Origin of the sequence: Pseudomonas sp. BP01 (assembly GCF_022760795.1) — a bacterium.
Taxonomy (GTDB): domain Bacteria; phylum Pseudomonadota; class Gammaproteobacteria; order Pseudomonadales; family Pseudomonadaceae; genus Aquipseudomonas; species Aquipseudomonas putida_Q.
On the sequence record NZ_JAFBKA010000027.1, the window covers coordinates 46,518 to 58,762 of the forward strand.

The window sequence follows — 12,245 nt, forward strand, 5'->3', positions numbered from 1 at the left end:
ACATTACCTGGGTTGTAGGTCGGGTTCGGCCAGTTCCATGACCGGGCTGCTGTTCAGCCGGCGGACCATCTGGATGTAGGCCACGCCAAGCCCCGCGATTGACCAGTACACCACCGGGATGAAGGTGATGCTGCTGACGGTGAAGATGATCACCAGAATGCCGATCAGCGTTGCCAGCAGCGCCCGCCCCAGCTGTCGCCGTTCGTCATCCTTGTCGGGAAAACTGAGCATGGCCCTGCGGATACCCCTCAACACCACGGCAAAGAACGCAACGAACAGCCCGAGCCCGACCAGCCCGACCCGCAGCGCCAGATTGATGTAGGTGTTGACGATGTCGATGATGCCTTCGCCCTGGATCATCGACTGCATTTCCGGGGTGTTGCGGAAGTCGAACGAGCCGAACAGCGGGTTGCGCTGGATGACGATCCAGGAGTTGTCCATCAGCCGCTCGCGGTAGGTGATGTTCTCTTTTTCGATGTTGCCGATGTACGGCAGCAGGTCCAGCACCTTGTCACCGCCCGGTATGACGGTCAGCAAGGGCAGCGCCAGCATGCCGGCCGCGCCTAGCAGCGCCAGGCGCCTGACCGCGCCTTTGCCCATGGCAATGAAGACCACCACGATGACCACGACCCCGATCCACGGCCCACGTGACAACGGCGCGAACAGCCCGGCGGCCAGCAGCAGTGCGCCCATCGCCCTGTGCAGCGGGCGTTGCACATAACCCTGCACGAACAGGAACAGGCCGATCGCCACGCTCATTACGTAACCCAAGGCAATCGCCTGGCCGGTGGTGACGCTGGCCCGCAGTGCGCCGCCACGGCTCAGGTAACCGGACATGCTCCAAGGCACGCCCATGGCGTCGATCAGGGCGCTGTACAGCAGCCAGTGGCGCACATATTCGGCCACGGCGATCAGCGCCATGACGAAGGCGGTGAGCACGAAGGCCAGCAGGGTGTCCTTGAAGTCGCTGATCTGGCGCAGGCCACGGCTGGCCACGTAATACGGCAGGAATACGTCGACATACAGGTACAGCGCCTGGCGCAGGGTGTCGGTGAGGGTGGTTTCGCGCAGATACAAAACGCTCATCAGCAGCAGCCCGGCCGCCAGCAGCCTGTCGGCCCAGGTACGGCCGAAGCGCAACGTGTCCGCCTGCCGGCGCAGCTGCAGCGCGGCCGGCAGCAGCACGCACAGGGTGAGCAGGCGGATATGGTTGAGGTCGACCAGGTAGTTGACCACGCCAAACCCCGGTACCTGCACCGATGCCGGCGGGATCAGGAACAGCAGCATGTAGAACAACGCCATGGGGTTGTGCTCGCGGCGCCCTGCAAGCAACAGGATGACCGCGCCTGCACCCAGGTACAGCCAGAAGCTGTGCGAGACAAAGGCCAGCACAGTCAGCAGAAACCAGAGATTGCGCCGGCGCTTGTAGTCGCTGAGCGGAATAAGGTCGGTGGCAGGCCGCCGCGCCATCAAGAAGACCACGCTCGCCAAAAACAGGATGACGATCAACGCACGAAAATGTTCAGGCATCGGCTATGTACACCTTTCCCTTGGTGGGCAACGGCTAGCATCGTGGCTAATTGAAACTATAGTGACTTTTAGCCAATCAGTCAGAGATTGAAGTCATGCCGTCGATTGATGTGTCAGCCGCTGCGAGCCTGCGCAACCGGGCCCTGAGGGCCGGGTCGTGGAACCTGGTCTCGCAGGTGGCTTCTCAGGTGATGCGCCTGGGCGGCAATCTGATCATGGCCCGCTTGCTGCTGCCGGAAATGTTCGGGGTGATGGTCATCGCCACCACCGTTTCGGTGCTTCTGCATCTGCTTTCCGATGTCGGCCTGCGCCAGAACATCATTCAGAGTCACCGTGGTGACGACCCGGATTTTCTCAACACCGCTTGGACCGTGCAGATCATCCGCGGCTTTCTGTTGTTTGCCCTGACCCTGCTGCTGGCCATGGGCGCCTGGTTGGCCCAGCTGGCAGAACTGTGGCCGGCCGACTCTACCTATGCTGCCCCGGTGCTGCCGATGGTGCTGGCGGTAACCGGCCTGTCGGCAGCCATCTGGGGGTTCCAGTCCACCAAGATAGATGTGGCTGTCAGAACTTTCCAACAAAAGCGCGTGGTGCTGGTCGACCTGGCCTCGCAGGTGGCCGGCCTGGTGGTGATGCTGGTGCTGGGCTTGCTGACCCATTCGATCTGGGCACTGGTGGTTTCAGGCCTGGTTTCGGCGGTGGCCTGGACTGTGCTGGGGCATACCGCCCTGGAGGGGCCGAACAATCACCTGCGCTGGGACCGTACGGCGCTGACCGAGCTGATCGTGTTCGGCCGCTGGATCCTGTTGTCGTCGATGGTCGGCGTGCTGGCCATGTACGGTGACCGCATCTGGTTTGGCGCCAGCATGTCGGCGGCGCAACTGGGGGTGTATTCGATTGCCGTGCTGATCCTTGGCGCAGTGCAGACCGCGCTGATGAAAATTGTCGGTGCCGTGGCGCTTCCCGCCTTCAGTGAAGCAGCCCGGGCTGATGACAAGGAGCGCCTCACAGCGCTGTATCACCGGTTCCGCCTGCTCGTGGACCTGCTTGTGCTGTTCATCTGTGGTGGCTTCCTGACCGCCAGCCCGTTGCTGATCGGCTGGATGTATGACGATCGCTACCGTGAAGCTGGCCAGATGCTAGCAATTCTTTCGCTGTCGTTCATCGTAATGCGCTATACATTGGCTCATCAGGTGTGGATTGCCTTGGGCCTGACCAAATACCAGGCCATGGACAACATCATCCGCCTGGTCTCGCTATGGGGGCTGCTACCGCTATTGCTGGCGATTGGTGGTGTGGAATGGGCGATCTGGGGCGTCGCCCTGCATGCCGTGCCAACAATGGTGCTGGTTGTGTATGTGAACTGCAAACTGGGTATGTTCAGCCTGAAACGTGAGCTTGTGGTGCTGCCGATGTTGCTGGTCGGGGCGCTGTGCGGAGCACTGCTGACGGCCTTTTTCAACTGGCTTTGAAGCAGCGTGCTGGGTGCAACTTTCATGGGTACAGGTCACGGGATTATGGGGAAGCTCACTTTTTGTACTGCGCAGTTGGGCCGTAGAGGCTTTCTCCAGAGTTGTGTCTTGCTGGGTGTGGGTGGCGCGGTGTTTGGCGCCTCGGCGTCCGGTGCTGGCAAACCTGTCGAACAGCCCGGGTTCGTGGTAATCAACGGTTGGGTATTGCCGTCCCGTTACTTGCGGAACCCGCCAGCATGATCAAGGACTTTCAGCAGCAGAAGGCGCTGCGAGACGACTACGATTTCTGCATCATCGGTGCCGGCCCGGCGGGTATCACCTTGGGCTTGCGGCTGGCCGCCGCTGGCTGGAACGTACTGCTCGCCGAAGGCGGGGGGCGCGAATATGCGCCGCACTCGCAAGGCTTGTACGCCTGTGCATCCACGGGCCTGGAGCTGTATGCCGAGGAGACCCGCCTGCGTTATCTGGGGGGCACCTCCAACCACTGGGCCGGCCGTTGCCGGCCATTCACGCCGTCAGACTTTACCGTCGCCCCGCCAGGTGATTTGCCGGGTTGGCCTATTCCCTATTCGGAGATCGAAGCCTACCTGCCGGCAGCAATGGACATTGTCGACCTGCCACCCGGTTCGAATTTTCGTACCATGAATACCGGCCTGGATGGCGGTGACTTCGAGGCAGACCGCTTTTTGCTCAGCACGCCGACACGCTTTGCGCAAAAGTACGCCACGGCGCTGGAGCAGACCAAAGGCCTGGACGTATTCATCAACTGCAATTGCGTAGACCTGGAATTCGACAAGGGCTCTGGCCATCTGGCTGCGGTGGTTTTATCCGACTACGAACGCAATCGGCAGCGCCTGGTGGCAAGAAATTTCATCCTGGCCACGGGCGCCATCGAGAATGCCCGGCAGTTGCTTAACAGCCAGACGTTGGTGGCGGCCGGCGTGGTGAGCAAGGAAGGGCTGGTCGGCGGATGCTTCATGGAGCACCTGAACATCGACCTGGGTACGTTCATCCTGAAGTCCGGGCAGGACCCGGAGCCGCGCCAGTACTACACCACCGATGCCTTCGTGGACGAGTACAAGGCCGGCAAGGGCAATGTCACCGCCGCCTTGCTGGCCGATGTGCAGACCTATGGCCGCACCGCCGAGGTCAAGCATTTTCTGGAGAACCTGGCCTGCGACATGGGGGTTGCCAGCAAGGTCGCCTTCGTCGCCAAGTTCAGCTGCCCGGGCGACGGCGTGATCAGCACCATGATCGAGCAGTTCCCCAACCTGCACAGCCGTATTTCGCTGCTGGACGAGAAGGACGCACTGGGGGTGGCCAAGGTCAATGTCAACTGGGCGCTGAGCGCTGATGACCGGCACACCATCAAGTGCATTGGCAGCGAACTGGCCAAGCAGTTCGCCGACATGGACCTGGGCTTCGTCAAGCTCAACGATTTCGTTTACGACACCTCGATACCGCTGACAATGGCGCCGCATGCCCACCACATGGGTACCACGCGCATGGCAGCTTCGCCGCAGTTCGGTGTTGTGGATGCCAATTGCAAGGTGTTCGGTACCGAGAACCTGTATGTCGCCGGCAGCAGTATCTTCGCCAAGGGGGGCGCCTCCAACCCGACCATGCCGTTATTGCAGTTTGCCGTGCGGCTGGCCGATCACCTCGATACCAGGATGAGAGCGGCCAGCGGCGCCGCTGCGTGATGCAGGTTGTACATCGGTTGAGTGCGCTGCGGTCAGCACCTAGAAAAATGAGACCGGAACGCCTCAGGACACTCCAGATTGTTCAGATCGCGAGGCCAGGCAGTATGAAGGGATGGATACGCAAGGCAGTGGCGCACTACGCCCATGCAACCGGGCGAGGGGGCAAGTTCTACAGGAGATTCTGCAACCCTTCTGGCCTTGAATGGGGTGCCTACCTCGCCCGATGGGGCAACTTTCACTCTGTCGGCAGCAATTTCTTCGTCAATACAGGCTGCAAGTTTCTCGACCCTTCGCTGGTACGTATCGGTAACAGCGTGGGCTTGTCCGACTGCACGTTGATCGGTCATGACGGGGTGGTATTGCTGATCGAGCATCGTTTTGGCAAGCACCTGGATTCGGTCGGCTTCATCGATATCAAGGACAACTGCTTCATCGGCCATGGTGCGATCGTGATGCCCCGCGTGACCATCGGGCCCGAATCCATCGTGGCCGCAGGGGCGGTGGTGACCAAGGACGTGCCGCCAGGTACTGTCTATGGTGGCAACCCGGCCGAGTTCATCTGCACTACCGAACAGTTGATCCAACGGGTCGAGGCACGTTGCGAAGCCTACCCATGGATCGACCTGGTCAAGCAGCGCAATGGCGCCTACGACCCGGAAGTGGAACCACAGCTGATGGCACAAAGGCGCCAGTACTTCTTCGGGGACAGCAAAAATGGCTAGCAAACCTGTGGATGTCATGGTGGTCAACTTCAATACCGCCGGACTGCTGCAGCCGATGTTCGATGCGCTGCGCCGGGCCGACAGCGAGCGGCTGGCCAGTTACCTGGTGGTGGACAACGCATCGCGCGATGACTCGGTGCAGCGCATGGCCCAGGTGTGCCCCGAGGCATTGCTGCTGAGCAACAAGCAAAACGTGGGTTTTGGCCGGGCAAACAACCAGTTGCTGGCGCACCTGAAAGGCAAGTACGCCTTGTTGCTCAATACCGATGCCTTCGTTGCCACCGACTCCCTGCAAAAAACCCTCGACTACATGGACGCACACCCTGAGTGCGGCGTGCTGGGGGTGCGCCTGGAGGGGCGCGACGGCGATTTGCAGCCCAGTTGCCGCTACTTCCCTACACCGCTTAACGTGTTTGTCGGGCGTACCGGGTTGGGGCGCTTCTTCCCGGGGTTGAAGATGGTCGATGAAATGACCTGGGACCACGCCTCGGTGCGCGAGTGCGACTGGTTGCCGGGTTGCTTCTACCTGGTACGCCGCGAAGTGCTTGACAAGGTGGGCCTGTTCGACCCGCGTTACTTCCTGTACTACGAGGAGGTGGACCACTGCAAGCGGGTGAAGGAGGCCGGCTGGAAGGTGGTGTTCTACCCGCATACCACAGTGGTGCACATCGGGGGCGAAAGCTCCAAGTCCGTGGCGGAGCTGGAAGCGGCCAGCCGGCAAATTTCCTCCTACCAGATCGAGAGCGAGCTGTTGTATTTCCGCAAGCATCACGGTCTGGCGGGGCTTGCCCTGCACATGCTGCTGGTCACCCTGGGTGACCTGGTGCTGGCACTCAAGGCGCTGTTGAAACGACGCGGCTGGGGCGCGATTCAGTCCTGCTGGCGTCATTGCCGGGCGACCTGGTCACTGTTGTTCAAGACCCGGTACGCCAGCCAACCGACAAGGTAGCTAGAGCCATGTTCGAGAATATTCGTGCCGACCTGCGGGCCCATGGCGGAGATTGGGGCGCGCAGGGTTTCTGGGTGTTGCTGGTATACCGCTTTGGTCGGTGGCGCTACACCGTGCGCCCGGCACTGCTGCGCAAACTCTTCTCGCTGATCTACAAGGTGCTGTTCAAGTTCGTGCAGATCATCACTGGCATCGAACTGCCGTGCGAAGTGGTGATCGGCCGCAACTTCGTCATCGACCATTTTGGCGGCATCGTCATCAGTGGCTATGCCCGGTTTGGCGATGACTGCCGTATCCGCAACGGCGTGGTGGTGGGCTTGAAGAATGTCGACGAGCCGATTGCCCCGGTGTTTGGCAATAACGTCGATATTGGTACCGGCGCCAAGGTGCTGGGCAGCATCCGTATTGGCAACAACGTGATCATCGGCGCCAACGCCGTGGTGCTGGTGGATGTGCCGGACAATTGCCTGGCGGTAGGGGTGCCGGCCACCATCAAGGCCAGGCAGCCCGCCGCCACGGCGCCCGTCGAGTGAGGCCCATGGCGACAGCAATCGGGGTGGTGGTCATCGGTCGCAACGAGGGCCCGCGTCTGGAGCGTTGCCTGCGTTCGCTGGTAAAGGGTGCGGGCAAGGTCATGTATGTCGACTCAGACTCCACCGACGGCTCGCTGCAGCTGGCCCGCAGCCTGGGGGTGGAGGTACTGGCGCTGGACCTGGCTATCCCGTTCACCGCAGCGCGCGCGCGCAACGAAGGCTTTAGCGCCTTGCAGCGGCTGCTGCCGTCGATGCAGCTGGTGCAGTTTGTTGATGGCGATTGCGAGGTGGATGCCCACTGGCTGGCCACGGCACAGCAGTTTCTCGACCACCACCCCGAGGTGGCAGTGGTGTGTGGCCGGCGGCGCGAGCGCTTCCCGGAACGGTCGGTGTACAACCTGTTGTGCGACCTGGAATGGGACACCCCAATCGGTGAGGCCAAGGCGTGCGGTGGCGATGCGCTGATGCGCGCAGACGCTTTTGCCGCTGTCGGAGGCTTTCGCGCCGAGCTGATTGCCGGTGAGGAGCCTGAGCTGTGCGTGCGCTTGCGGGCCAAGGGCTGGAAGGTCTGGCGCCTGGCCGCCGAAATGACCCTGCACGACGCTGCCATGACCCGCTTTAGCCAATGGTGGAGGCGCAGCCTGCGTGCCGGCCATGCCTATGCCGAAGGGGCCTACCTGCATGGCCAGCCGCCCGAGCAGCACTGGTTGCGCGAGTCGCGTCGGGCGTGGTTATGGGGCCTGGGCATACCCGTGGTGATCGTGCTGGCCTGCCTGCTGCTGGGTGGCTGGGGCCTGCTGCTGCTGTTGATCTACCCGCTGCAGGCCGTGCGCCTGGCGCGCCGCGGTGGCAAGTCGGCGCGCGAAAACTGGCTGCAGGCGGTGTTTCTGGTGTTGGGCAAGTTCCCGGAAATGCTCGGCCAGCTGAAGTTCATGCGCCACCGCTTCGCGGCCGGCAAATCGGCTTTGATCGAGTACAAGTGAGAGATAACCATGATGCTCGGCACCCTCGTGAAAAGCGTGTTTACCTTGCAACCGGGCTACTCGTTGCGGGCGTTGAACAACAAGTACAAGTTGATGCTGCAGATTGCCAGGCAATGGCCTGAGCTCAATGGTTTCATGCAGCGCATGACGGCGGCACTCGGCAAGCAAGGTGTGCAGCGGCTTGGGGTGGACTGCATCGGTGTGGTGCAGTGGCCTTATCTCAGCAAATGCTGGGAAGCCCCGCAGCGCCTGGCGGTGGTCGCTTCGCACTTTGAAGTGCTGGCAGGTCAGTTTCCGGCGCTGTTGCTGCTGGGGCGGGACGAAAGCTTGACGCTGTGCGATCTGGCCAGCCATTCGCCGGGCTGCCGCCTGGTGCTGGACCGGCCGATCTGGTTCAAACGCGAAGGCGAGTTGGTCCTGAACCTGTTCCAGGGCGACCTGCGCGTGGCTTCACTGGCGTTCACCCTGTGCCGCAGCCAGGGTGAGCTGTACCTGTTCATCGGCGCCGTGCAGGGCATCCACAAAGGCATCGACAGCGAAACCTCGCTGGCCATCTACCGCGACCTGACCAAGGACTTCGAAGGCCTGCGCCCGCGCAGCCTGGTACTCGAAGCGCTGAAGTGCCTGGCCCGAACGCTGGGTGTCGCGCACCTGTACGCGGTCAGCGATGCTTGCCGGCACCATCGGCATCCGTATTTTGGCAGCGACAAGGGCCAGGACCTTGCAGCGAACTATGACGTCATCTGGCAGGAACACGGCGCCAGCGCCTCGAATCAGGCGGACTTCTACACCCTCCCGCTGGCCCCGGCGCAGCGGGCGGAAACCGACATTCCGGCGAAGAAACGGGCGATGTACCGCCGCCGCCAGGCGATGCTCGACGATGTTTTCGCGCGGTTGCAGGCAGCATTGCCAAGCAGCGGTCACAACCTTGGACTACAAGGAAAACAGGGGGATGCATTTGTTGTGAGTGCATCGGCAGTAGACAGACCGCCCGTAGTCGACAGCCTGAAGTGAAGGTTGCCAGGGGAGGTAGGTCATCAAGCGGGTTTGGATCTGGATTCGTATGCGCATCGCTTACTTCATCAATCAGTACCCGAAGGTCAGCCACAGTTTCATCCGCCGCGAGATACTGGCGCTGGAGCGCCAGGGCGTAGAGGTGCAACGCATTGCTCTGCGGGGGTGGGACGCTGAGTTGCAGGACGCCGAGGACACGGCCGAGCGGGCCAAGACCCGTTATGTGTTGCAAGGCGGCATAAAAGGGTTGCTGACGCCTGCGTTGCAGGTACTGCGCGCACAACCGTGGCGTTTTTTCCAGGCCTTGAGGCTGGCGATGCGCCTTGGCTTGCGCGCTGACCGCGCGTGGCCCTACCACCTGGTCTACCTGGCCGAGGCCTGCCAGGTGTTGCACTGGCTGCAGGCCGGTGAGGCCAAACACGTGCATGCCCATTTTGGCACCAACTCTACCGAGGTGGTGATGCTGGCCAACCTGCTGGGCGGCCCGGCCTATAGCTTTACCGTGCATGGGCCGGAAGAGTTCGACAAGCCGCAGTTCTTGCACATGGGCGAGAAGGTGCGGCGTGCCGCCTTTGTTGCAGCGGTGAGTTCTTACGGGCGCAGCCAGCTGTTTCGCTGGGTGGCGCACGAGCATTGGGCCAAAGTGAAAGTGGTGCATTGCGGCCTGGAGCGGGCTTTCCATGAGGTGCTGCCGGTGAATGTTCCGGCGGTGCCACGGCTGGTGTGCGTCGGCCGGCTCTGTGAACAGAAAGGCCAGCTGTTGTTGCTTGAGGCGGCCCGTCAGCTTGCGGCACAGTCGATCGCCTTCGAACTGGTCCTGGCAGGTGACGGTGAGATGCGCGAGCAGATCGAGGCGCTGATTACCCGCCACGGCTTGCAGCAGCACGTACGCATCACCGGCTGGATCAGCAGCACACAGGTACGCGACGAAATCCTTGCCGCTCGCGCGCTGGTATTGCCCAGCTTCGCCGAAGGCTTGCCGGTGGTGATCATGGAGGCCATGGCCTTGCGCCGGCCAGTACTGACCACCTACGTGGCAGGTATCCCTGAGCTGGTGCGCCCGGGCGAGAACGGCTGGCTGTTCCCTGCTGGCGCGGTGGACGAACTGGCGCAGGCCATGGCCGAATGCCTTGCGCAACCCGCCGACGTGCTGCAGCGCATGGGTGAGGCGGCTTACCAGCGCGTGCTGCAACGGCATGATATCGACACCGAGGCGGCCAAACTGGCCGGCTACTTCAAGGCATCCGCATGATGAGTGTATTGAGTTGGTTACTGGGCCTGCTGGCGGTCATCGCCCTTGTGCCTGTGTCGGTGTTTTTCCTGCAGATGCTGCTGGCCTGCCTGCCGCCGCGCTCGCGGCCCCTGGGCACCAGCGTGCGTCCGCGGGTGGCAGTGTTGGTACCGGCCCATGATGAGGCTGCGATCATTCGGGCAACGCTGGCGAGCATTACCCCGCAATTACTCGCAGGCGACCGCTTGCTTGTGGTGGCCGACAACTGCAGTGACGACACGGCGCGGCTGGCCCGCGAGGGCGGCGCCGAGGTGGTGGAACGCTTTGATACGTTGCGACGTGGCAAAGGCTACGCCCTGGACTTCGGCGTACGCCACCTGGCCGACCAGCCGCCCGAGGTGGTGATTGTGGTGGATGCCGACTGCCAGGTAGGCGAGGGGGCGATTGACTGCCTGGCGCGTCGTTATCACCAGGTCAAGCGCCCGGTGCAGGCGCTGTATCTGATGCGCGCACCCGCCGGTAGCGGGCTGAAGGTACAGGTCGCCGAATTCGCCTGGCGGGTCAAGAACCTGGTGCGTCCGCGTGGTTGGGCCCGGCTGGGGCTGCCGTGCCAGCTGATGGGGGCAGGCATGGCATTCGGTTGGCACGACCTGGCCTTGATCAACCTGGCCAATGGGCACTTGGTGGAGGATGTAAAGCTGGGGCTGGATCTGTGCCAGCAGGGCAAGCCGCCGGTGTTCTGCCCCGAAGCGCTGGTCACCAGCCAGTTTCCGGCCAGCCAGCAAGGCATGAACAGCCAGCGCACCCGCTGGGAGCATGGCCATCTGGGCTTGATGCTGGCCGATGCACCCAAGCGTGCGCTGGCCGCCATCAGCCAGCGCAACGGCAGCCTGCTGGCCATGACCCTGGACCTGTTGGTGCCACCTCTGGCGTTGCTGGTGCTGGCGTTGCTGGGGCTCAATCTGGTGACCTGGTTGGCGTGCTGGCTGTCAGGCCATGCGACGCCTGCGTGGATCGCACTGGCTGCGCTGGTCATGCTCGGCCTTGCCGTTGTGCTGGCGTGGGCACGCTTCTGCCGTGAACTGATCCCGTTTTCCGTGCTGCTGTACGCGCCTTTTTACGCCGCAAGGAAGATCCCCCTGTACCTGGGGTTCCTGATCAAGCGCCAGGTCGAATGGGTGCGCTCCAAACGGGATGATGACTGATGGCCCAGTGGCAATGGCAGAAACGCTGGAAGGGTATTATCGACACGCTTGAGGTGGTGCCTGACAGCGCCGCGGCTCAGCACCTGCTCGACAGGCTTGCCGCCCCGGAATCTGCAACCGTGCTGGGCTTCGTTAATGCACATGCAATGAACCTGGTGGTGCGCGACGGTGCGTATTGTAAGGCGTTGTCGGCGGCCGATGTGCTATTGCGCGACGGCTCTGGCATGGCGATCCTTTATCGCCGGTTGGGGCTGGAGCCTGGGCTCAACATGAATGGCACCGACTTCATTCCCAGTCTCATGGCGGCATACAGTGGGCGACGGGTAGCGTTCTGGGGCACGCAGCAACCTTACCTGAACCAGGCTGTGCAACACAGCGAAGCCTTGTTTGGCGTAGTGCCGGTCTCGGTCCACGATGGCTTCGCCAGCATCGACACCTACCTGCAACTGGCCAGGGAACAGCAGCCGGAACTGATCGTGCTGGGCATGGGCATGCCCAAGCAGGAAGCAGTAGCAGCCAGGCTGGCAGCCGTCGGTGGGCCGTGCCTGATCGTGTGCGGTGGGGCGATTCTGGATTTCCTCGGTGGCAAGGTCAGCCGGGCACCGCACTGGCTACGGCATTTGGGTGGCGAATGGGCCTACCGGTTGCTACGCGAGCCGAAACGCCTGTTCATGCGTTATGTGGTGGGCAATCCGTTGTTCCTGCTGCGCACCCTGCTGTGCCGCAAGGCCGCCGATTCGGCCAGGGGCATCGTATGATTCGGCCAAAGTCCGCGCCGATGGCAGGTGGCTGCTACAGTGAGATCAGTGGCTTGGGGGCTGCGCGATCCGGCTTCACTGGCGTTGAACACGCTGTATTCAAGACTTGATGTTTGATGGACGGCACTTGCTACGCTCAAATAGA

General features: G+C 62.2%; 11 protein-coding genes. 10 read left to right on the forward strand and 1 reads right to left on the reverse strand.

Annotated features, from left to right (window positions below; all coding sequences use genetic code 11):
* Positions 1 to 3 precede the first annotated feature (3 nt).
* Positions 4 to 1,530: an O-antigen ligase gene (locus JOY50_RS21530; protein WP_132840766.1), complete on the reverse strand. Its 1,527-nt coding sequence runs from the start codon at positions 1,528 to 1,530 to the stop codon at positions 4 to 6.
* A 95-nt stretch (positions 1,531 to 1,625) separates the two neighbouring features.
* Between JOY50_RS21530 and JOY50_RS21535 the strand changes: the two genes are divergently transcribed.
* The 10 genes from JOY50_RS21535 to JOY50_RS21580 all read left to right on the forward strand — a co-directional run bounded on the left by JOY50_RS21535 (position 1,626) and on the right by JOY50_RS21580 (position 12,100).
* The gene (locus JOY50_RS21535; protein ID WP_132840769.1) at positions 1,626 to 3,002 is read left to right on the forward strand and encodes an oligosaccharide flippase family protein; all 1,377 of its coding nucleotides are present in this window, start codon (positions 1,626 to 1,628) and stop codon (positions 3,000 to 3,002) included.
* Positions 3,003 to 3,238: 236 nt separating this feature from the next.
* Entirely contained in the window at positions 3,239 to 4,705 is a 1,467-nt protein-coding gene (locus JOY50_RS21540; RefSeq protein WP_132840773.1) for an FAD-dependent oxidoreductase, read from the forward strand.
* 104 nt (positions 4,706 to 4,809) lie between these two features.
* A complete protein-coding gene (locus tag JOY50_RS21545) occupies positions 4,810 to 5,427 on the forward strand; it encodes an acyltransferase (protein WP_028613946.1) in 618 nt (205 codons plus the stop codon).
* Positions 5,420 to 6,376, forward strand: coding sequence for a glycosyltransferase family 2 protein (locus JOY50_RS21550; protein WP_132840775.1), 957 nt, complete (start codon positions 5,420 to 5,422; stop codon positions 6,374 to 6,376). The genes JOY50_RS21545 and JOY50_RS21550 overlap by 8 nt, the downstream gene beginning before the upstream one ends.
* An 8-nt stretch (positions 6,377 to 6,384) precedes the next feature.
* Entirely contained in the window at positions 6,385 to 6,909 is a 525-nt protein-coding gene (locus JOY50_RS21555) for a serine O-acetyltransferase (RefSeq protein WP_028613948.1), read from the forward strand.
* A gap of 5 nt (positions 6,910 to 6,914) precedes the next feature.
* The gene (locus tag JOY50_RS21560; protein ID WP_132840777.1) at positions 6,915 to 7,892 is read left to right on the forward strand and encodes a glycosyltransferase family 2 protein; all 978 of its coding nucleotides are present in this window, start codon (positions 6,915 to 6,917) and stop codon (positions 7,890 to 7,892) included.
* Positions 7,893 to 7,901: 9 nt separating this feature from the next.
* Positions 7,902 to 8,906: a VirK/YbjX family protein gene (locus JOY50_RS21565; protein WP_132840779.1), complete on the forward strand. Its 1,005-nt coding sequence runs from the start codon at positions 7,902 to 7,904 to the stop codon at positions 8,904 to 8,906.
* A 49-nt stretch (positions 8,907 to 8,955) separates the two neighbouring features.
* Positions 8,956 to 10,158 carry a glycosyltransferase gene (locus JOY50_RS21570; RefSeq protein WP_028613951.1) on the forward strand — a complete coding sequence of 401 codons (1,203 nt, stop codon included), beginning with the start codon at positions 8,956 to 8,958 and terminating at the stop codon, positions 10,156 to 10,158.
* Positions 10,155 to 11,342, forward strand: a complete 1,188-nt coding sequence (locus tag JOY50_RS21575) for a glycosyltransferase family 2 protein (RefSeq protein WP_132840781.1) — start codon at positions 10,155 to 10,157, stop codon at positions 11,340 to 11,342. Before JOY50_RS21570 ends, JOY50_RS21575 begins: the two co-directional genes overlap by 4 nt.
* On the forward strand, positions 11,342 to 12,100 hold the full coding sequence (locus JOY50_RS21580) for a WecB/TagA/CpsF family glycosyltransferase (RefSeq protein WP_138736349.1): 759 nt from the start codon (positions 11,342 to 11,344) through the stop codon (positions 12,098 to 12,100). Before JOY50_RS21575 ends, JOY50_RS21580 begins: the two co-directional genes overlap by 1 nt.
* Positions 12,101 to 12,245: the final 145 nt, after the last annotated feature.

Coding starts and splice junctions, on each gene's coding strand:
- JOY50_RS21570 (WP_028613951.1), top strand. CDS start 8,956: ATGCGCATCGCTTACTTCATCAATCAGTACCCGAAGGTCAGCCACAGT.
- JOY50_RS21530 (WP_132840766.1), bottom strand. CDS start 1,530: ATGCCTGAACATTTTCGTGCGTTGATCGTCATCCTGTTTTTGGCGAGC.
- JOY50_RS21565 (WP_132840779.1), top strand. CDS start 7,902: ATGATGCTCGGCACCCTCGTGAAAAGCGTGTTTACCTTGCAACCGGGC.
- JOY50_RS21535 (WP_132840769.1), top strand. CDS start 1,626: ATGCCGTCGATTGATGTGTCAGCCGCTGCGAGCCTGCGCAACCGGGCC.
- JOY50_RS21550 (WP_132840775.1), top strand. CDS start 5,420: ATGGCTAGCAAACCTGTGGATGTCATGGTGGTCAACTTCAATACCGCC.
- JOY50_RS21540 (WP_132840773.1), top strand. CDS start 3,239: ATGATCAAGGACTTTCAGCAGCAGAAGGCGCTGCGAGACGACTACGAT.
- JOY50_RS21560 (WP_132840777.1), top strand. CDS start 6,915: ATGGCGACAGCAATCGGGGTGGTGGTCATCGGTCGCAACGAGGGCCCG.
- JOY50_RS21575 (WP_132840781.1), top strand. CDS start 10,155: ATGATGAGTGTATTGAGTTGGTTACTGGGCCTGCTGGCGGTCATCGCC.
- JOY50_RS21545 (WP_028613946.1), top strand. CDS start 4,810: ATGAAGGGATGGATACGCAAGGCAGTGGCGCACTACGCCCATGCAACC.
- JOY50_RS21555 (WP_028613948.1), top strand. CDS start 6,385: ATGTTCGAGAATATTCGTGCCGACCTGCGGGCCCATGGCGGAGATTGG.
- JOY50_RS21580 (WP_138736349.1), top strand. CDS start 11,342: ATGGCCCAGTGGCAATGGCAGAAACGCTGGAAGGGTATTATCGACACG.